General features: G+C 71.0%; 15 protein-coding genes. 1 reads left to right on the plus strand and 14 read right to left on the minus strand.

Features of this window, described 5'->3' with window-relative positions; translation table 11 throughout:
- Positions 1-240: 240 nt before the first annotated feature.
- The 14 genes from ACWCP0_RS31080 to ACWCP0_RS31145 form a co-directional block, all read right to left on the minus strand.
- Positions 241-777: a hypothetical protein gene (locus tag ACWCP0_RS31080; RefSeq protein ID WP_451082086.1), complete on the minus strand. Its 537-nt coding sequence runs from the start codon at positions 775-777 to the stop codon at positions 241-243.
- Between the two features lie 370 nt (positions 778-1,147).
- Positions 1,148-3,949, minus strand: coding sequence for a hypothetical protein (locus ACWCP0_RS31085; protein ID WP_451082087.1), 2,802 nt, complete (start codon positions 3,947-3,949; stop codon positions 1,148-1,150).
- Positions 3,946-5,058, minus strand: coding sequence for an ATP-binding protein (locus ACWCP0_RS31090; RefSeq protein ID WP_451082088.1), 1,113 nt, complete (start codon positions 5,056-5,058; stop codon positions 3,946-3,948). Before ACWCP0_RS31090 ends, ACWCP0_RS31085 begins: the two co-directional genes overlap by 4 nt.
- 23 nt (positions 5,059-5,081) lie before the next feature.
- Positions 5,082-6,560: a VWA domain-containing protein gene (locus tag ACWCP0_RS31095; protein ID WP_451082089.1), complete on the minus strand. Its 1,479-nt coding sequence runs from the start codon at positions 6,558-6,560 to the stop codon at positions 5,082-5,084.
- Positions 6,557-7,975, minus strand: coding sequence for a hypothetical protein (locus tag ACWCP0_RS31100; RefSeq protein WP_451082090.1), 1,419 nt, complete (start codon positions 7,973-7,975; stop codon positions 6,557-6,559). The genes ACWCP0_RS31095 and ACWCP0_RS31100 overlap by 4 nt, the downstream gene beginning before the upstream one ends.
- Positions 7,945-8,415 (minus strand): hypothetical protein, encoded by a 471-nt coding sequence (locus ACWCP0_RS31105; protein WP_451082091.1) that lies wholly within the window; start codon positions 8,413-8,415, stop codon positions 7,945-7,947. Before ACWCP0_RS31105 ends, ACWCP0_RS31100 begins: the two co-directional genes overlap by 31 nt.
- Before the next feature lie 1,090 nt (positions 8,416-9,505).
- Complete coding sequence (locus ACWCP0_RS31110; protein ID WP_451082092.1) at positions 9,506-12,202, minus strand: glycoside hydrolase family 38 N-terminal domain-containing protein; 2,697 nt, start codon at positions 12,200-12,202, stop codon at positions 9,506-9,508.
- The gene (locus ACWCP0_RS31115) at positions 12,195-13,343 is read right to left on the minus strand and encodes a Gfo/Idh/MocA family protein (protein ID WP_451082093.1); all 1,149 of its coding nucleotides are present in this window, start codon (positions 13,341-13,343) and stop codon (positions 12,195-12,197) included. The genes ACWCP0_RS31110 and ACWCP0_RS31115 overlap by 8 nt, the downstream gene beginning before the upstream one ends.
- Positions 13,344-14,234, minus strand: a complete 891-nt coding sequence (locus tag ACWCP0_RS31120) for a sugar phosphate isomerase/epimerase family protein (RefSeq protein ID WP_451082094.1) — start codon at positions 14,232-14,234, stop codon at positions 13,344-13,346.
- On the minus strand, positions 14,225-15,448 hold the full coding sequence (locus ACWCP0_RS31125; protein ID WP_451082095.1) for a CehA/McbA family metallohydrolase: 1,224 nt from the start codon (positions 15,446-15,448) through the stop codon (positions 14,225-14,227). The genes ACWCP0_RS31120 and ACWCP0_RS31125 overlap by 10 nt, the downstream gene beginning before the upstream one ends.
- Positions 15,445-16,533 (minus strand): ABC transporter ATP-binding protein, encoded by a 1,089-nt coding sequence (locus ACWCP0_RS31130; RefSeq protein ID WP_451082096.1) that lies wholly within the window; start codon positions 16,531-16,533, stop codon positions 15,445-15,447. The genes ACWCP0_RS31125 and ACWCP0_RS31130 overlap by 4 nt, the downstream gene beginning before the upstream one ends.
- A complete protein-coding gene (locus ACWCP0_RS31135; RefSeq protein ID WP_451082097.1) occupies positions 16,533-17,432 on the minus strand; it encodes a carbohydrate ABC transporter permease in 900 nt (299 codons plus the stop codon). Before ACWCP0_RS31135 ends, ACWCP0_RS31130 begins: the two co-directional genes overlap by 1 nt.
- On the minus strand, positions 17,429-18,409 hold the full coding sequence (locus ACWCP0_RS31140) for a carbohydrate ABC transporter permease (protein ID WP_451082098.1): 981 nt from the start codon (positions 18,407-18,409) through the stop codon (positions 17,429-17,431). Before ACWCP0_RS31140 ends, ACWCP0_RS31135 begins: the two co-directional genes overlap by 4 nt.
- Positions 18,387-19,727, minus strand: coding sequence for an extracellular solute-binding protein (locus ACWCP0_RS31145; RefSeq protein WP_451082099.1), 1,341 nt, complete (start codon positions 19,725-19,727; stop codon positions 18,387-18,389). The genes ACWCP0_RS31140 and ACWCP0_RS31145 overlap by 23 nt, the downstream gene beginning before the upstream one ends.
- Positions 19,728-19,872: 145 nt before the next feature.
- On the opposite strand from ACWCP0_RS31145, the gene ACWCP0_RS31150 reads away from it, so the two are divergent.
- Positions 19,873-20,634 carry a GntR family transcriptional regulator gene (locus ACWCP0_RS31150; protein WP_451082100.1) on the plus strand — a complete coding sequence of 254 codons (762 nt, stop codon included), beginning with the start codon at positions 19,873-19,875 and terminating at the stop codon, positions 20,632-20,634.
- Positions 20,635-20,738 lie beyond the last annotated feature (104 nt).

The following is a 20,738-nucleotide window of genomic DNA, read 5'->3' on the forward strand; positions in this document are numbered from 1 at the left end:
CGCATCCGCAGCCGAGCGACACTCTGACGGCACCATCGCCGTCGGCGGCCCCGACCTCGACGTGCCGGCCGGACGAACGGACGGATCGCCGTACTGGTCGACCCGTCGCGTTGTGGTGTCGGCGTTCGTGTGCAACTACCCAGCCAGGTACACGGAAACGTCGCCGGCACAGAAGCTGGACGCCGGAGCGCTGGGGCCACCCGCGCATCGCCGGCCCGAGCCCGGTTGTGGAGCGGAGGATCAGCGTGGGATCAGCGAGCCCTTGCCCGTGACCGTCAGGCGCGCCTGATGCCCGCCGGGTGAGCAGTTGCGGCCGTTGGGATAGGTGGGCTTCGGGGTGATACTGATCTGTCGGTTGAGCACGGTGGCGTCCCGCTGGCTCTTGAGCACCAGCGTGACGTCCACCGGCCTTCCTGGCAGGTCACGTATGACCGCGAAACCGGGCCAGACAGAGGGGTTGGGTGTGCGGGGAGTCCGCGTTGGCGGGCTTTCCGTAGCGATGGCGGACTGTGTGGTCATCACGGGGTTGCCCGGGCTTGCCGGTTCTTCCGGCCGGGTCTCCCGCAGCTGCAGCGTGCGGGTCCGGCAGGTGCCGTCCCAGCAGGCCGTGAGGATCGCGTCGGCCACCGTGTTCGCCAGGTCCGGGTGGACCTCGACCCGGATCCCTGCGGGGGCGTCAATCAGGGTGCAGAGATGGGTGGCTCCCGCGGATCCCCCGCACGCGGTCAGCAGTGCAAGAGCCGCCAAGGGGGCCGTCCATCCGGCGTTCCGACTCACGCTGACTCCTCGGCAGCCGTCCACGTCTTGATCATGGCCGCACGCAGTGGCGGTAGCAGTGGCATCACCTTGCTCTACCCGGACCGTCGCGTGCCATCCCCTCCTGAGCAACGGAAGGTAACCGTTGCTTCAACAATCAGCCGTCAACGCTTCATGATGACCGTGACGTGCCTCTCCGTGTCACCGGCCGGACCGGGTCGGAGGTGTGCTTGGCGCCTCGGCCCGCGACGGCGGGATCCGCAGCCCGAGCCGGCCGGGTCGACCGCCGTCGGCAGTCGACCCGGCCGCGGCCAAGGTCTCGTTCGCCACGAGGCTTCCACGGGAGGCCGCCGACGAGAGCTCCGTTGCACAGGCTTCCACCCCTCCGAAGTCATGGGCCGGCCAGCAGCACCTCCAGCGCCACCGCCGTATCCGGATAGCGACCGGCGAGCACCGCGCCCTGCGCGTCGGGATCCGCCTTCTCCCAGGTTCCCTCGCAGCCCAGCAGACTCGCCACCGCCTCGCACGTCTCGGGATGGGCTGCGAGCAGCACGCCGGCGTGGCCGCCGCGCGCGCGCCGCACCGGACGCGCGGCTTCCGGCTCCGGATGCGCCAGCCACGGTGGCACCCACTCGTCCAGCGCTGTCAGCCGGCCGGGGAAGATCCGCCCGGCCTCACGCATCAGCACCGGGGCCAGCTCGGCGCCGCCCGATCGAAGGGTGCTGATCAGGGTCGGCAGCCACGGCAGGAGCACCGGATCCGGCAGCCGTCCGAACGCGTTCGACACTGCCTCCACGACGAAGTCGGTGAGGCCCGGGACGGGCTCCAGGGCGTGTACGAAGCCGCTGAGGTAGCGCGGATAGGCAGGCACCACCAAAGGGTTGCCGAGCAGGTCGTCGCACCTCGTTCGAAGGTCCGCGCGGGAGAGGTGTCCGAGCTGTGTCTGGGCCGCCCACAGCAGCGCGGTCTTCGACGGGTCCTGCGGATGCGACTGGGCAACGGCCAACTCCAGTTGGGTCCGGTCGCAGCCCAGGGACAGGGCCAGGCTCTCCATGCTGAACAGGAAGCCCAGCATCGCCGCCACGTGGCGGACAGTGGCGTCGTCGTCGGTGAACGCCGTCGGCAGCAGGGTGCAGTAGTGCGCGTAGCCGGTCTTGACGAACGATTCGATCCACGACGGCAGCGCCGGCTCGCTGGTGCGGTAGTACGCCAGCAGCAGCCGCACCCGGCGCAGCACCTCCGGCGCGCCGTCGACGCTGCGCTCGGCGGACAGCACCTCCAGGGCGTGTGTGCCCAGCTCGTCGGCGAGACGGCGGCTGCGCAGGTACAGAGTCGCGTCCTCGACGGCTTCCAGGACGGTCGCAGCGGTGGCCTGCGGGCCGTACGTCGTACGGCGCAGGCGCTGCTCCAGGACCTGCTCGATGCTGACGCCCTCGTAGCCGAGCTCGATGAGAGCACGCTGGTGGGTGCCCAGCGCCAGGTCCCACGACTCCTGGATCGGCCGCTCCCCCAGCCGGCGCTCGCCCATGATCGGCCGCGCGGCGCCCTGTGGCATCAGGTACCGCAGCATCCACAGCACGTCGGAACAGCGCTCGAGTTCCGGCTGGGAGGCGATGTCCAGCAGCGCCCGTTGCACGCCGCGCTGCTGGAGGTTCAGGTTCAGGGGAGCGAGCCGGTCGTGCACGTCGCGCGCCAGGGGTGGCATCGCGTCGTAGCCGACCTGGCCGATCCGGTCGCCTCCCATCATGATCTCCACGAGGCGGCGCACGTCGCGCCGGCCCGGCACGGTGTCCTTCTCGATGCAGGTGACGGCCGCGTCCTGGAAGTCGTACGGCGTGGGCTTGGCCCGGTCGCGCATCCCGGCCAGCAGGATCGATGTCTCGAACACCGCGATGGCGTCGGCGGTGGAGGCGAGGTAGCCGTTGCGGCGCGCGGCGCGCACGATCTCCACCGACCAGCCGAGCAGTTCGGCCTCGTCCAGCCGGTCCAGGACAGGCGGTCGCCGCAGGAAGCCGGTGAGCTTGTCCGAAGCCGGGAGCGCCGGTACGGGAGCCGTCGCGGCCGCGGTCCTCCCGGGGTTCGAGTTCCTCACGCCCGCCTGTCCCGCCAGGCGGTACGGTTTCACGCGCGTGCGCTTGACGTTCTTAGCCCAGACCGTCGCGGCGATCGACACCGAGCCGCTGGCGAGGCCGAACTGGGCCTCGATCGCCGCGTGGCTGGACGGAATCAGGCCGTGCTGCCACTTGGTGGCACTGCGCGGGCTGATCTCGAAGGTGTCGGTGCCGTGTACGCCGAACCCGGGGATGCGACTGGCCGCGTGGTAGGCGCCGCAAATGTAGAGGCAGTCCGCGGGGTCGGTGCCGGTGGCGGCCAGGTGCTCGCGCATCCTGGTCCACATGTAGCGCTCGCGGTCCTCATCCACGCGCACCCGATGGGGGTCGCCGGGTGCGAGGCGCCGGAAGAGGCTCCCGATCAGGAGCATGACCTGGCGGTAGGTGTCGTGGTCGCTGTCGCCGAGCGGCAGTTCGACGTACTGGTGCCACCACTCCGACCAGTGCCGCACCCTGCCGTGGCGCAGGAGGTGCTCCTCCAGTTCGGCGAACCGCGGCCGCAGGTCGCCGATCTCCACGCCGACCGCGTCGCCATGAAGTGCGGCCTCCTCCTCGGCGGGCCGTGCGTCCGGATCGGCCTGCCCGTCGGCGTGCGTGTCGCGTGCGTCCCACTGGAAGACGTGGTCCGAGGAGCGGTCGACGAGGACCAGTTCGACGCCCGGCGTGTCCAGTGCGTAGGCGATCGCCTGGTACTCGGCCGAGGCCTCGGTGATCGGTGCGACCACCGACAGCGGAGACCACTCGGCCGGAAAGCCGTCGACCTGGCTCGCGAACGCCTGGACCGCCACCGGGAGTCTGCAGTTGCGCAGTTCGGTCACCAGCGGCGCCATGTCCTCGCACAGCTCCAGGTACACGACCTTCGGTTGCTTCTCCCGCAGGCGGCGTGCCATCGCGATCGCCGAGGCAGGCGAGTGGTGGCAGACGGGGAAGATCTCCAGTGGCTCGCGCACCGCGCGGTCGACGTCGTCGACGATGCCGAGGAGGATGCCCTCCAGGGCGTCGGGCCCGTCGGCGAACGCCGCGGCTGCCTCCTGTAGTTGCCCGCGCAGTGCTGCGAAGGTCCCCTCATGCGTGCTGCTCATGAAAGCGTGGCGATCGCGTCGCGGCCGCCCTCCAGGAACTCGGGCCAGGACCCGCCCTCTTCCTTGCTGCGCGGCTCGACGACACCGTGCAGGTACTTGTTGAGGATGGCCAGGTCTTCGGGCTCGCGCCGGGCCAGTGACCCGACGAGCGAGGAGGCCAGCGTCTGGGCGGTCAGGGCACGCTCACCGAAGAAGTTGCTGTGCAGGATCGCGTCCTCGAGCACGCCGATCTGTTCGGCGGTGGACAGGGCGGACTCCAGTTTCTCGTCGTCGCTACCGGCCGCGGCCGCCGACGCGCGGAGGTCGGCGAAGCTCTGCAGCAGCACGTCGAGCAGCGTCGGCGGCACGTCCAGCTCGATCTGGTGACGGCGCAGCAGTTCCTCGGTGCGGAAGCGGACGATCTCCGCCTCGCTCTTCTTGTTCGTCACCACCGGAATGCGTACGAAGTTGAAGCGGCGCTTGAGCGCCGAGGACAGGTCGTTGACGCCGCGGTCACGGCTGTTGGCGGTGGCAATGACCGAGAAGCCGGGCCTGGCAAAGATGATGTTGTCGCTGTCCAGCTCGGGAACCGAGATGTACTTCTCGGACAGGATCGAGATAAGAGCGTCCTGGACGTCGCTGGTGGAGCGGGTGAGCTCCTCGAAACGGCCGATCGCGCCGGTCTCCATCGCGGTCATGATCGGCGAGGGGATCATCGACTCCCGCGACTGTCCCTTGGCGATGACCATGGACACGTTCCAGGAGTACTTGATGTGGTCCTCGGTGGTGCCGGCCGTGCCCTGCACGACCATCGTGGAGTTGCGACTGATTGCGGCGGACAGGAGCTCGGCCAGCCAGCTCTTGCCGGTGCCGGGGTCGCCGATGAGCAGCAGGCCTCGGTCGGAGGCCAGCGTGACGATGGAACGCTCGACGAAACTGCGGTCGCCGAACCACTTCTGCGGAATCTCCCGGTCCAGGCCGTCGGAGCGCTCGGAGCCCAGCACGAACAGGCGGACCATCTTCGGGGACAGACGCCAGGAGAAGGGCTTGGGGTTGTCGTCGACGGACTCCAGCCAGTCCAGTTCCTCGGCGTACTTGAGCTCGGCGGGGGCGCGCAACAGGTCGGACATACCAGGGCCTTTCTGAACAGGTCTTAAGCGAGAAATGACGTAAGTTCGTGGACGAGCTTGCGGATGTGGCCGGAGATCACCGGCGTACCCAGGCCCTTGAAGCGTTCACGGAACCAGGGGTTGACTTCCTGGCGGCCGGAGCTGGTGACCGATCCGACCGGGATGAACTTCACTCCGGAGCGGTGGACGGCCTCGATGCCCTCGAACAGCGGCTGGGAGCGGTCGAACTCGTAGAAGTCGGAGATCCACACCATCACGGTGTCCGCGGGGTCGGTGATCTTCGGGCGGGCCATGGCCATCGCGACGGGACCGTCGTTTCCACCACCGAGGTTGGTGCGCAACAGAGCCTCGAACGGGTCGTTCACCCAGGGGGTCAGGTCGAGGGCACGCGTGTCGTACGCGATCAGGTGGACGTCCACCTTCGGCAGTCCGGCGAAGATCGACGCCAGGATGGTGCAGTTCACCATCGAGTCGACCATCGAGCCCGATTGGTCCACGACGACGATCAGCCGCTGGGGTGTCGTCTTGCGGGCGGTGTGCCGGTAGTAGAGGCGGTCGACGTACAGCCGCTCTTCCTCCGGGCTCCAGTTGGTGAGGTTCTTCCAGATCGTGCGGTCGAGGTCGAGGTTGCGGAACACCCGCTTGGGCGGGACGGAGCGGTCCAGGGCACCGGCCGTGGCGTTCTCCACCTGCGTGCGCAGCACGTCGGCGACCTCGTCGACGAAGCGGCGGATCAGGGCCTTCGCGTTGGCCAGGGCCACGCCCGAGAGGTTGTTCTTGTCCCGTAGCAGTTGCTCGATCAACGACATGCTCGGGGTCAGCTGCGCGGCGAGCTTGGGATCGGCGAGCACCTCGCGCAGGTGCATCCGCTTGACAAGGTCGGCCTCGATCGCGCCGAGTTCCGGGCGGATCGCCGGAATCAGCCGGCTGAGATCGGGCGTCGTGCTCAGGCCTCCGGTGCCGGTCCGGCTGACGCCCGTTCCCGCGGCGCCTGGCCCGGCGCGGCCGCCGCGCAGCTCGCCGGGCTTGCAGCCGAGCGCGCGCTCCAGCCAGCCCGCGTCGGACTGCCAGCGCGCCAGCTGCCCGGCGGTGACCGTGCCGGAGCCGGAGGCGAAGACGTTGAGCAGCACCTTCGACACCAGAGCCGCGCGTCGTACTTCGGCGGCCCGGTCGCGTGCACCGTCGGAGGCGTCGGGTTCGGGGTCGAGGTCGGGCGTCATCAGACCGTCGAACTCGGCGGCGAGCTCCGGGTGGCGCTGCACGATCGAGTCGACGGAGGCCTGCGGATCCAGCAGCGCGGACGGCAGACCGATGTCCTCGACGACGGCGAGGCTCGCCGATTCCAGCGTGGCCTGCTCCTCGTGGTCGAAGAGGCGGGCGAGGAGCCGCCAGTACAGGACCTGACGGCGGCCGTCGTGGGGGCCCGCCCCGGGGTTCTGCGGGGTCTCACGGTGGGCCGATTGCCCGGTTCCGGATGTTTCCCCGGTGGTGTGCTCCGTCATTTCCGCAGCAGCCTCCCAGCACGCTCCCGCAGCACGGCCACGGCGTCGGTGGCAGCCTTCTCGGCCTTGACGCCGGCCTTGTCGGTCGTGCCCCCGGCCCAGCCCCCGGCGTGGATCGCGACCGCCTTCTTTCGTACGGTCGTCTCGACGGCCAGGGGCTGGACGCGATATTTCCCGGCGTCCCAGCGGAGCAGCCCGATGCACGCGCCCGACGTCGCGACGGCCTCGGGGGTGAGCGGACCGGCGATCGGAATGCGGTCGGTGTCGACGGCGAGAGGGTGTCCTGCGACGGTGAACGTCAGTGCATCGTCGTCCTGCTGGGCGGTGTAGCCCTCCAGGAACACGGGTACGGCGATGCGTGCCGGGTGCCGGTCCAGCGGTGCGGTCACCGGGGCGGATGCGGTGGGCAGGGCGACGCGAGCGGTGACGAAGGCGTCGGCGGGCTCACCAAGGCGTGCATGGTCGTCGCTCCAGACCAGGTCGCCCTCGACGGTGACCGGCATGTCGGAGAGGTCCATCGAGCGGCCTTCGCTGACGGCTGTCAGGAGCAGCATGTGCGGGCGGAGCAGCTGCCACAGGCCCGCCCCTACGACCGTGTCGGGCTTCGGCACCGAGACACTTGCGCGCACCAGGCGGGGCGCGGTGCCGTCGTCGGGCTCGAACACCGCGTGGACCTGGGCCTGTACGGCGGTCGCGTGTTCCTGCAGGTCGACGCCGATGGGCAGAAGACGGCCGGTGGCGGTACCGGCCGTCGGCACGTCGGCCGCACCGGGCAGCGTCAGCAGCATCGCGCGCGACCACAGGTCGGCCCAGCGGCGTGCCGGGACGCGTTCCAGGGCCGCGCCCGGGCAGCATGCGGCGAGCTCGGCGGAGAACCCGTCAAGGAGGGTCGCCAGGCGACGCAGGTTCGGATCCGGAAGCATCGCGGAGACGACGTGCGCCGAGCCGGAGACGACGTCGTGGTCGATGCCCTGCCACCCGACGCGCGCGAGATCGGACAGCCAGGAGCGGGCGGCTGCGAGCAGGTTCGCCCCCGTCTGTCCTCCGGGTGCCGGTACGGTCTCCTCGCCGCGGGGCCGACCGGTCGCCTCCTCGACGCGGCTCATGAGTGCGTCGTGGACGGAGCCGACCAGTGCCGTACGCGCGGCAGCGAGGGCGACGAAGTGGTCCTCGCCCGCGGCTCCTGCCGCCGCCTTCTCTGCCGCCTCGGCGACCCTGGCGGCCAGGGGCGTCCCCGCTGCGGCGTCAGCGAGCTCGGTCAGGCCGGCGGCCTGGGCGGGTTGGGGACGGAGCAGTCCGGCGACGAGAGCCCGGTCAAAGGCCTCGACGGCCGCCAGGGTCTCGTCGAGCCCGTCGATGGTTCCGGCGAGCAGGTCGGCGCGCATCACGCCACCGCCCGGGTCGGCGGGAACCACTGCATCTCCGGCAACGGCGCGGTGGTCGGAGCGAGTTCCAGGTAGGCCAGGTGCCGCAGGAAACGGCTGAAGACGGGCGCGGCGGCCTTGGGGTCCCCCTTCGGCGGAGGGGTGTTGCTCATGTGGACAGCGATGGTCTGCGCGCCGGACTCCCCGTCCACGATCTCAACCCTCAGGTAACGGGCGACACGCTCGACGCCGTACTGCAGCACCGCCTCATCGACCAGGGCCCGAATGTGATTGCAGAACGAGCCTCGCGCACCGCCGCAGGGCCGGTTGTTGTTCGTGCTGCAAGTGAACGCATACGTACCGGCCGCGACCGACGAGACATAGACCCGCTCGATGTCCGAGCCGCTGGACACCACGCCCTGCAAGCGCCCGTCGGCCAGTTCGACGAACGGAACCTTGGCGAGCTTGCGCGGCCGTGCGGGTGCTGTCACCCGTGCCGTGCTCGACCTCTCCCAATCTGACAACGCGCCATCTCCTCAGGGTCAAGTGGACTACCGCGCCACAGCGGCGGTACACGGCTGAACATACTTGCGACCACTGACAGCGCTGATCACGGAGGCAGGGGCACATCACGCGCATCACACGCTGCTCGGACCGGAAACAAGGCGCCGCAATGATGACGAGGTCGTGTCCCTTGTGCACGGGCAGGAGGAAGCTGGGATTCGACGTCGGGAGCAGGACGATCACAGTCGAACAGCGGCGGCTTCCATCGTGGTGCAGGACGGTCGCCCGGATCTTCCGCAGAGCCTCGTCCAGCCACTGGCTCCACGCTTCCCACGCCGGAACCGGGCTCTGAGCGCAACCAGACGCCACTCGCCCGCACCGTGCCTGCGTTCGCGGTGCGCATCGCACGCTCCCGAGAGCGCGATCAGGAGGTGCCCGGGTTCGCAGATCTGGCGTTCGCTTGGCCGAGAGCCCCTTCGCCAGATGGCGCCTCCCCACCGTGGCGACGGGTTGGCGCCCCCGATAGGGGCCACCATCCGGCGCCAAGGGCGGAGGGGGTGGGTTCGCGGACGGTGCGGGAGGGTGCTGCCGTGCAGATGTTCGTGCTACCGCCCGGTCCGCACCTCATCTTGACCCCGGCAACTGTTCTCGCCGAGGTCATCGTCCGGACGGCCGCCGTGCTCGGTGCCGACTGGGGGTGTCCACCGCTTCCGGGCCGAGGGGCCTGGAGTCGGGGTCGGAAGGCGAACCTTCGGGATGCCCCGTCCGCCGACTCTCGAGCCGGCCCACGCCAGTTGCCGCGACCCCGCAACCCACGTAGGCCGTCGCCTGTCCCGGATCCCGATCGGAGCGCCCGCCTCACAATCCGACTGCAATATTCGATGAGGGCTCCTTCAGCTGCCGTTGGCGGGCTCCTTCGGCCAGCCGGTCTGAGGGCCTTTGCGGGTCAGGAGCCTGATCACGAGTGCGATCTGAGCATTCCTGGCCCTACGGACGCACACGCGCGGGCTGGCACCCCGGCGCCACCCGGCCCGCGGCGCGGGGCGCGGCCCGGGCGGGGCGGGAGTGCAAGGCCGGTCAGCGGCCCAGCTGGAGGGTCGCGATCTCCCACGGCCGCAGTGCCAGCCGCACCGCCCCGTCGGTCACGGACAGCGCCTCGCCCGGCCGGCCCAGCAGGTCGGCGCGTCGCGCCCGGGTGAACTCGCCTTGAACCAGGGCCTCGGTGGCCTCGCCGCCTTCGGCGACGACCCGCACCTCCGTCCAGCCGTCGCGTTCGCGCACGCTGGTCAGCACCACACCGGAGCCGCCGACCGCCGGACCCGTCACCTCGTCCGGCAGCGGCGCGGACGGCTCGGCCCGCCCCGGTACGGCGAACAGGCCGTGCCGGTACTCCTCCGCCGCACGCAGCACGGCGTCCGACCCCGACCGCCAGGAGCCGCCGTACGGCAGCAGCGCCAGCGTCACGCTCCGACGGCCGCGGCTCTGCGCCTCGGGCGTGGGCAGCTGCGGCCCGGCCGGCTCGTCACGGTGGACGTGCCGGTTGCGGGACAGCTGCCCGACGGAACGCAGCAGGGTGAGGGCCAGCTCGCGGCCACCGTCGACGAGTTCGTACTCGCTGTACTCCTCCAGCAGCACCGCGAGCCCGCCCGCAGCCACGAAGCCCGCGGCCGGGAAGGTCGGCAGCGGCTCCTCGCCGCCCCCGCCCTCGGCGGTCAGGCCGCGCTCGACCACCGCGAACTGACCCTCGGCGAAGGACGATCCGGTCCGCTGCGGCAGCGGCAGATGCAGGCGCAGCCGGTGGTCGTCGCAGCGGTTGTCGAACTCGACGGCGATCCGCGCGTACGGCTCGGCGGCACGCAGCTCCACGCGCATCGTGACCGTGACGGTCTCGCTGCGCGGCGAGCGGCCGTCCACCGCGAAGTCGCCGGTGGCGGGCCAGGCATAGCGCCGTTCGATCTCGAGCACCGCGCACAGCGAGGATGCCGCGGTACGGGTCACCCGCACCGACTCCGGGTCGGTGACCAGCACGTCTGCGGCAGGCGGCGCGTAGTTGTACGTGTCGCCCAGGTCGCCGCCGTCGACGAGCGCGCCGAGGCCCGCGACGGTGGTGCCGTCGGCGCCGGTCAGGCTGAACGTGCCGCCTGCGGCGACCTCGACGCGGACCAGGCCGTTGTCGAGCACCCGGCCGTCCGCCCGTACGTCGTGCGGCGGCAGCGGGGCGGTGCCCGGGGCCGGCGGGCGCACCGCGGCGTAGCCCAGCGGCGGGAGGTCCGCCCAGACCGGGACGCGCTCGCCGGGGGCGGTGAGGATCCGCACCCGCAGGGTGCGCCGGCGCCAGTCGGTGCCGTCCGCGCCCAGCGCCTTCTTCACCTCGGCGACGTCGAAGGCGCCGCGGGAGTGGCGGGCGACCTCGAAGGTCAGCGTCACGTCACCGGCCCGGCTCGCATCGTCGGTCGGGGTCGCGTCGTCGTCGCCCAGCGTCCAGCCGGTGATGTGCCGCCCGTACAGCTCCGTGCCGTGCACCCGGGTCAGCGCGACCTCCGCCGGAACGCCGACGTCGTCGGCCAGCACTTCGACGCCCGGCCGGTCGGTCTCGGCGAAGACGACGCCGGTGCGCCGCCATGGCGAGGGGTTGAAGACGAGCAGCGCGTCCTGCGGGACGTCCGCGGCGCGCCGGGTGCCGATCAGGTCGCAGACGGCCTGGCCGAGCTGCTCGGCCTCCGCCATCCGGGCACCGACCTGCTGGGCGGTCTCGTCGCAGCCGCATCCGGTGACCGAGTCGTGGCCGCTGACGGCGATCAGCCGCTGCCACGCCATGTCGAGGAAGCGCTGCTCGCCGCCGTCGCCGTACAGCGCGGCCATCGGCTCCGCGTACCGCTCGACCGCCCGCTCGGCGCGGCTCATCGCCTGCTTCAGATGCGGGCGCACGGAGTTGACGCCGGGGAGGATGTTCGCGCGGGCGTGGGAACGCAGCTCGCCGTGGACGGCAGGCAGCCCGTCGGTGCTGGTGGGCAGCTCGGCGAAGAACCCGGCGAGCGTGGCCAGGCGCGTGCTGGTCCCTGTCGCCTCACCGGCCGTGGCCAGAAGGTCGGGGGCGTCCGCTTCCGGCGCGGTGTGGTCGGAGCCGTACATGCCGAGCAGCGGGCCGCCGTCGGGCAGCGCCCAGGTGCCCATCCGCTCGACGAGTTCCCGCATCCGCTCCGCCACCGCGCCACGGTCGGCGAGCAGACCGGCGGCGTTGCCGTAGCCGCCTGCCGGCAGGTAGCGGGTGCGTACGGCGGTGCCGTCGGGGGCCGTCCAGGCGAAGGTGTCGGTGGTCACGACGCTCGGCACGCCGCGGAAGACGCACGCGTGGTCCAGCCCGGCGCCCCGCAGGATCTGCGGCATCTGCGCGATGTGGCCGAACATGTCGGGGAGGTAGCCGACGGGCATGGTGCCGCCGAGCTCGCCGGAGCGGCGGATGCCGCGCTCGAGATTGCGGACGATCTGCTCTCCGGAGCACAGGAACTCGTCCATCAGGATGTCCCAAGGGCCGATGGCCAGCCGTCCGGACTTCACCAGCGCCACCACCCGCTCACGTGCCTCGGGGCGCACCTCGAGGTAGTCGTCCACGGCGGCAAGCTGCCCGTCGAGGGTGAAGCGGTGGCGCGGATCGCGCTCCATCCGGTCCAGCAGCTCGTCCAGGAGCGCCACCAGCTGCAACCGGAAGCGCTGGAAGGGCAGATACCACTCCCGGTCCCAGTGGGTGTGCGGGACGATCACGAGTTCAGGCATGTGCGGCCTCCCCGGCGGGTTCGAGGCCGTGCTGTGCGGCGAGTCGCCGCACGGCCTGCTGGGCGAAGGTGAGATCGGCAGCCGCGGCGCGGAGGCCGGAGAGCGGGGGCCTGCCCCGCGTGACGAGCGCGTGAAACGCCGTCAGCTGGGCCTCGAAGCCCCCCAGGGGCGAGCGGAACTCCGTACGGGCCAGCTCCTCGCACCGGCCGCTGGTCTCCGCCAGCAGGGTCGGGGCGCCCAGCAGGTACGGGGCCGGGAAGACCAGCTCGGCGGATCCGGTCGCGTGATGGACGGCGACCGTCTCGCGGTACGCCGGGTAGTCGGGCTGGTAGAGCCACCGGATGCCGTAGCGGCCGCCGGCCGGCAGGGCGCCGGACAGGTCGACGGACGGCGGGTCGCCCTCGCCTGAGCCCTTCGCGGGCCACAGGGCGGCGTGGTCGACCGTGGCCGCGGCTCCGGCGAGCAGGCGGATCAGGGACAGCTCGTGGCAGATGCTGTTCATGATGATCCCGTACAGCTCCCGCAGCGGCCCGGCCGGCTCGTCGCCGAGAGCCGTGCGCAGCGGCTTCTCCGCTGCGGCCCGCAGCGCGGCCAGCTCGGCCGCGGGCACGTCGCCCGCGGGCGGCGGCAGGTGGGCGAAGGCCAGCTGGGATTCGGACGACGGATGGAGCACGGTGACATCGATCGCGTGGATCGCGCCGGGCCCGCCGATCCGTTCGACGAGCGCGGCCAGGCGCTGCACCGCTGGGTCGTACTGCTTCATGTAGCCGACCATGAGCCGGTCGGTGACGGCCTCACCGAGGGCCGCCAGCTCGTCGATCTCCCGCAGGGCGTAGCCGAGGGGCTTCTCGGCGAGTACGGCGTGCCCTCGGCGCAGCGCGTCGGCGGCGGCGGGGACATGGGTGCCCGAGGTGAGCAGGAGCAGCGCGTCGAACCCGCCCCACTCCAGCAGGGCCTCGACGCCGGTGAAGCGGCGCTCCGGCGGGACGCCGTAGCGTTGCCCGATCCGGGCGGTGAGAGCGGGAGAGACATCGGCGACGGCGGACAGGGTGAAGCGGCCGGCGAGCCGTTCGATCAGCGGCAGATGGACGGTCTGGGCGATGGTGCCGAGGCCGGCCACCGCCACGGAGACCGTGGACATTCAGATCCCTGCCCTTCGCAGTGCCTCGCGGTTGGCCCGCTGGTCGGCGAGCAGGTCGCCGGGCTCCCGGCCCGACTCGGGGGCGTCCTGCTCGACGACGAGCCAGCCGGTGTAGCCGGTCTCGCGCAGGGCGGCCACCACGCCGGCGGGGTCGATCTCGCCCTCGCCCAGCGAAGGGAACGCGCCGTCGCGCACCGCCTGGGCGAAGTCACCACCCGCCGCGACGGTGCTCTCCAGGCGCTCGCGCGAGGCGTCCTTGATGTGCACCTGCTTGATCCGCGGCGCCCAGTCGCGCAACGCGGCGAGAGGGTCGCCGCCCGCCAGGTGGAGGTGGCCCGTGTCCAGGCACAGCGAGACGTCAGTGGCCTCCAGCAGCCGCTCGACCTCCTCTGCGCTCTCGACGTCGGTGCCCAGATGGTGGTGGAACACCGGCTCCAGACCGCGCTCGCGGCACCGGTCGGCGGCCCGCTGCACCCGGGCGGCGAAGCCCGCCCAGTCCGCGACGGTGCCGTGCGCGCGCCCGGGGCGGGCGCAGCGCTCGGGGTTGTCGGGGCAGGCCAGGGTAGGGCGCGGGGCGAAGCGGGGGTCGGCGACGGGGAGGCTGGTGAAGACGTCCAGGGCGGCATCGAGGCCGGCCAGGTCGATGGTGAAGCCGTCCTCGTCGCCGTAGCGGAGATCGATCCAGCCGCCGGCCAGTGCGAGACCGGCGTCGGCAAGGTGCCCGGTCAGCGTGTCGGCGGTGCCGAGATACCCGATGGGCCCGGAGTCGATGCCGTCGTATCCCGCCTTGGCCACGTCGGTCAGCAGCTCGGTGGCGGCAAGCGGCGCGCGGTCGGCACGGTAGATACCGAAGTTGACCGGCGCGTTCGCCACCTTGATGGTCACTGGCACAGTGCGATCACCTCGTTCTCGTGGCTCTCCAGGCGGTACGAGCCCTCGCCGCCGGGCAGGATGGTGCGGTCGCCGTGCACGACCTCGCGCCGCCCGTCGGGACGCACCAGGACGGTGTTCTCGGCGCCGAGCAGCATCAGTTCGTCCCCGAGCCGCAGCAGCAGCGGGGCGTCGGGGCCGGCGGACACCGCGGTGCGCCCGGCGGCCAGGGCGGTCAGCAGAGCGGAGGGGCTGTCGTCCTCGGCGAGCAGCCACGTGGTGGGTGAGCCGGGCACCCCGTCGCTGCCCGCGCGGTGGAAGTCGCTGCCGCCGATGGCGATGACGTCGGGCCGCCAGGCCTGTGCCCAGGACAGCGGCGCGCCCCAGCGACGGTCGAACCATCCGGAGTGCCAGATCTCGGCATGCCGGGGACGGTCGGCGAGGGGCAGCCGCCAGGCGCAGTCGCCGCCCAGCGGATGGTTGACGGACATTACGCCGCCGTGCGTGCGGGCGTGCTCGTACCACGAGTCGGCGGGCCCCCGGAAGTCCACCCAGCCGGTGTCGCCGAAGACATTGGCGTGGCCGTCGTCGCGGGTGACCTCCTGGCCGGGCAGCAGGCTGATGCCGTAGCGGGCCCCGGCGGCGGGCAGTTCGGGGTGGTGGCTGACGGTGTTGTGGTCGGTGACGGCGAGGAAGTCCAGACCCTGGCCGCAGGCGAGCGCCGCCAGCTCGGGGACGTTCAGCGCGCCGTCGCTGTGCACGGTGTGGCTGTGGAAGTCACCGGCGTACCAGCGCATCCCGTCGAGTTCCGGGATGTCCCGGCGCGCGTGCGCGGCGGGCCGCGGCGCCGGATCCGGTCCCGCCGGGGCGGGCGGGGCTGCCGGGAGCGCACCGAGCGGCCTCACGCGCACTTCGTAGTCGAGTCCGCCCGGCGGGATGCGGTGCAGCCGCAGCAGCACGTTCCACTCCCCCGGCTCCAGCTCGCCGGGGAGGTAACCCGGCGTCGCCCAGCCCGCGGTGACGGTGTACGTGTCCCGCGCGCCGCCCGACCAGCCGCGGAAGCCCGCCGCGCCCAGACAGCCGAGGTCCAGTACCCCCTGGGTGCGGTCGAACTCCAACTCGACGGTGATGCCCGCGGTGCCGGGAGCCACCTCGAACGGCAGCTCCCGGAGCATCGCGTCGAGCCGGTCCTGCAGCGACCAGCGGCCCCGGTGGACGGTGGTGGCGCTCCTCACCCGGCCGCCCCGGCGCCCGCGGTGACCAGGTCGCCGTTCCGGTAGAGCAGCACGCGGTCCGCGCGCGGCAGGGCCCAGCCCCGGTCACCCGTGGCCAGCGCGGCGTCCTCGTCGACGACCACCTGCATGTAGCCCCCCTCGCCGGACAGGGTGACCAGCTGCGCGCTGCCCAGGTTCTCGACCACGGTGACTTCGCCGGACAGCGCGCCCTCGGCGGGCTCCGAGGAGTACGCCAGATACTCCGGCCGGACGCCGAGGACCAGCTTCTCCCCGACGGTCAGCGCGCCGGCGAACCCGGCGGGGACCGGCAGCACCGCGTCACCGATCTCCAGGCCCTGCTCCGCCACCACCGCGTCCAGCAGGTTCATCGGGGTGGAGCCGATGAAGGAGGCCACGAAGGTGTTGGCCGGCCGGTGGAACACCTCCTTGGGAGTGCCGAGCTGGCGGATCCGGCCGCCCTCCATCACCGCGATCCGGTCGGCGAGTGCGAGCGCCTCCGCCTGGTCGTGGGTGACGAACACCGTCGTCACGCCGAGCTCGCGCTGCAGCCGCTTGAGGAACGTACGGGCCTCCAGCCGCATCCGTGCGTCCAGATTGGACAGCGGCTCGTCGAACAGGAAGACCTGCGGGTGGCAGGCCATCGCGCGGGCCAGCGCCACGCGCTGCTGCTGGCCGCCGGACAGCTGTCCGGGCCGGCGCAGCAGATAGTCCGTCAGGCCCAGCTCGGCGGCCGTCTCGGCGGCTTTCCCGGCGCGCTCGGCGGTGGGCACCTTCTTGATGCGCAGCGGGTAGGCGATGTTGTCGGTGACCGTCATGTGCGGGAACAGCGCGTAGTCCTGGAAGACCATCGCGACGTCGCGCCGCCCGGGGGCGAGGACGGTCACGTCCCGGTCGCCGATGTGGATCGTGCCGCCGCTGGACGCCTCCAGACCCGCGATGGTGCGCAGCAGTGTGGTCTTGCCGCAGCCGGACGGACCGAGCAGCGCGAAGAACTCGCCGTCCTCGACGGTCAGGTCGACCGAGTCCAGGGCGCGGACCCCGCCGGGGTAGACCTTCACGAGCTCGCTCATGGTGATGGATGCCATCAGCGCTTGATACCTCCGTGGAACCGGAATCCGTACCGGGAGCTGACGAACAGGAACATCAGGATCACCGGTAGCGAATAGAGCAGGGAGAAGGTGGAGATGAGCGCGAGGTTCGGCTGTCCGCCCTCGGTGTAGAACGTGTACATCACGACGGCGGCCGGGGACTTCTCCGGCGTACGCAGCAGCAGGAACGGGACGAGGAAGTTGCCCCACACCTGGGCCACGGCCCAGACGGCGATGGTCGCGAGGCCCGGGCGCACCATCGGCACCACGATGTGCCGCACGATCTGCAGCGGCGAGGCGCCGAACACGCGGGCGGACTCCTCGTACGACACGGGCGTGCCGTCCATGAAGTCCTTCAGGATGAAAATGGCGCTGGGCAGCAGGCCGCCGGTCATGACGAGGACGACGCCGAGCTGGGAGTCGATCAGGTGCAGCTCGAAGGCCAGGTTGAACAGCGGCACCATGGCCGCCGTCCCGGTCACGATCGAGGACAGCAGCAGCATGACGTACAGCAGCACGTCGCGTCCCGGCAGCCGCACCCGGCTCAGCGCGTAGGCGGCCAGGGCCGCGAGGACGACCGTCAGGGCGCCGGTACCGGCCGCAAGCACCACGGAGTTGCCGAGCGACGTGAGCGCGTACGGGTTGTCCGCGAGCACCTGGAAGTTGCGCAGGGTGAAGTCCGGCAGCGAGGCGGTGACGCTCGGGGCCTCGTCGAACGGGGCGCACGCCAGCCACAGCAGGGGCAGCGCGAAGAACGCGATCAGCAGGCACACGAACGTGTAGAAGCCGACGGTGGCGGCCGCGCGCCGGGCCTGGAGCAGGCCGGCCGCGTGCTCCGCGCCCCGCGCCGCGCGCTCCTTGCCGCCCGGCCGGAGGGCGGTTTCGGTGGAGGTCATGCGGTCTCGTCCTTCCGCTGCCTGAGCATCCGCACGTAGAACAGAGCGATCACCAGGTTGAACAGCAGCATCAGTACCGAGATCGCCGCGCCGAAGCCGAGCTCGCCGCTGTTGAGCGCGAGCTTGTAGATGAACACCGGCATGATCTCGGTCTTGTCCTCGGGACCGCCCGCGGTGAGCAGGAACGGGGTGAAGTCGTTGAAGGTCCAGAGGCTGATGAGCAGCAGGTTGGTCAGGATGTGCCCCTTGATCCGCGGGAGCACCACGTCGCGCAACTGCTGCCAGGTCGAAGCACCGGCCAGCCGCGCCGACTCCATGTGCGACGGCGGCACGTTCCCGAGGGCGGCCGCGTAGAGCATCATCGAGAAGGCGGCGCCCCGCCAGATGTTGAACACGATGATGGACGCCATCGGGTACTCGAGCAGCCAGCCCGTACCGGGCGTGTGCAGCAGCGCGTTGAGCGAGCCGCCGTCCCTGTCGAGCAGCGCGATCCACAGGAACGTGACGACCGAGCTGGGCAGCACCCACGCCAGCAGCGCCAGGGCCTCGACGAGCCGCCGCAGCGCCCCGCGCCGCTCGCGCATCGACCAGGCGATCGCGAAGCCGAGCAGGGACTGGCCGATGACGGCCGAACCCAGGACGAACTCCACGGTCAGCCAGAGCGAGTTGCCGAACCGGTCGTCGCTGAGCGCGGCGGTCATGTTGTCGAGACCGACGAACTGCGGGTCGGCGGCGGCCAGTCCGGTCAGCCGGTAGTCCGTGAGTCCCAGGTAGATGGTCCACAGCGCGGGGAAGAGCAGGAAGGCCGCGATCAGCAGCAGGGACGGGATGACAAAGGCCGCGGCGCGGGCCCGGCCCAGGCCGGCGGCGTCGCCGCCGGCCCGGACGGGGGCGGAGGAGGCGCCTGCGGTCAGGCGCCCCTCCGGGTCCTTGCTCGGCGCACCGGCGTCGAGCTCAGGACTTGATGTTGCCGGCACCGCCCACTGCCCCTTCCAGCTTCTTCTGGTAGTCGTTCGCGGCCGCCTGGGGGTCCTTGCCGTCGACGACCGCAGCAGTGGCCTCCTGCAGCGCGGTGGAGACCTGCGTGTACGCGGCCAGCGGCGGGCGGTAGGAGGTCAGCGGGAGAATCTCCTTCGAGATGAAGCCCAGCATCGGGTCGCCCGCGAGCACCTCGTTGTTGACATCGGTGCGGGCGGTGATCCGGGCCTCGCCGGCCAGCTGCGCCTTGATGGCCTCGGCGGAGTTCATGAAGGCCATGAGATCGAAGGCGAGGTCCTTGTTCTTGCCGGCGGGGTTGATCGTCTGCACGCCGCCGCCGGAGTACGAGACGAAGTCCTGCCCCTTCACGCCCTGACCCGGCGCCATCGCCGGGATCTTGGCGTAACCCACGGTCTTGTCGCGGTCGGCCATCGGCGCGACGCCGCCCTTGGGGTTGATGACGCTGCGCCAGAAGTAGTCGCCCTCCAGCAGCATGCCGATCTTGCCATCGGCGAACTCCTGGAAGGACTTGTCCCGGCCCTGGGCCTCCTTCTGCAGCAGCGGGTCTCCCAGCTTCTCGGAGTAGATCCGCTGGTAGAGGCCGAGGACCTCCTTGACGCCCGCGCTCGCGCCCGTCCACTTGCCGTCCGCCCAGACCGGCTCACCGGTGCCGGCCAGCAGCGGCAGGACTCCCTGCATGGTCGTGGCCTCGCCCATGGCGGTGCCGGCGTTCAGCTGGACCGGGGTGACGCCGTCCTGCGACTTCAGCTTCTTGCAGGCCTCGATGATCTCGTCCCAGCTGGCGGGCTGCCAGTTCTCGGGCATGCCAGCCTTCTTGAACAGCTCCTTGTTGTAGTAGATCACCCGCCCGTCGGTGCCGCCGGGGATGCCGTAGCGCTTGCCGTCGAACGAGGCCAGTTGCTGCACCGCCTCGGGGATCTGCTTCCATCCGTCCCAGTCGCCAGAGGTCTTGACAACGCTGTCGAGCGGCTTGATGTAGCCCGCCTCGGCGAACTCGCCGACCCAGATGCCGTCGAGGTCGAACACGTCGGGGCCCGACCCCGACTGCAGGTCGAGGGCCAGCTTGGTCTTGTACTGCTCGTCCTCCACGCCGCTCGGCTGGAACGTGACCTTCACGTCGACGCCCTTGGCCTTCTGCGCCTTGACGAACTGCGGAATGACCCACTTCTGGATCCAGTCCGCCTGTGCGGCGTTCTTGCCGCCGGAGATCGCGTTGGCCGAGATCTTCAGCGTGTTGGAGGAACTCGAGTCGTCTCCCGAGCCGCCACACGCGACAAGGAAGAACGAAAGGGACATGGCACCAGTGAGCGCCATTGCACGTCTGGTCAGCACATTCATGGGTCTCCCTCGGTCAAGTGCCCCTGGAGGTTTCCACGAGGACAGGACGACGTGAAGATCTGATGTCTTAACATTTGAGTAACGCGCCACTAGAGTGCGGCACATGACGAGCGAGAGAGCCGAACCGGCAGACCTGCTGCTGGGTGTGGATCGCTCCAGCCCCGTTCCGCTCTACTTCCAGCTGTCACAGCAGCTCGAGGCAGCTGTCGAACAGGGCCGGCTGCAGCCCGGCTCCCTGCTGGGCAGCGAGATCGAACTCGCCGCCCGGCTGCGCCTGTCCAGGCCCACGGTCCGGACAGCGATCCAGGCTCTCGTGGACAAGGGCCTGCTCGTACGCCGCCGCGGCGTGGGCACCCAGGTCGTGCACAGCCAGGTCAAACGGCCGCTGGAGCTCAGCAGCCTGTACGACGACCTGGAGGCGGCCGGGCAGCGTCCCGCAACGCGGGTGCTCGGCATACGAACGGTCGAGGCGAGCGCGGATGTCGCCGCGGCGCTCAGGATCGCGGAGGGCGCCGGCGTCACCTTGGTGGAGCGCCTCCGGTTCGCACACGGCGAGCCGCTGGCCGTCATGCGCAACCACTTGCCCGGAGGGCTACTGGACGACCGTGGGGAGGAGTTGGAGAAGACCGGCCTCTACCGGCTGATGCGCGGCGCGGGGATCACTTTGCACAGCGCCCGTCAGACGATCGGCGCCCGCGTGGCCACCGCCGAGGAGGGCGCGCTGCTGGAGGAGCCGGAGGGCGCACCGCTGCTCAGCATGCAGCGCATCTCCTACGACGTGACGGGGCGCGTGGTGGAGTACGCCAGCCATCTCTACCGGGCGTCGCGGTACAGCTTCGAGTTGCATCTGCTCGTTCGTCCATGAGGAACGAAGGGCCTGATGACACCGCCCATCACCCTTTCCACGGAATGCCTTGTCAACTTCTCGGCCGTAAACGACCGAGCCTGCTGGCTCGGTCTTCTACACCT

Source organism: Streptomyces sp. NPDC001970, from assembly GCF_053594115.1.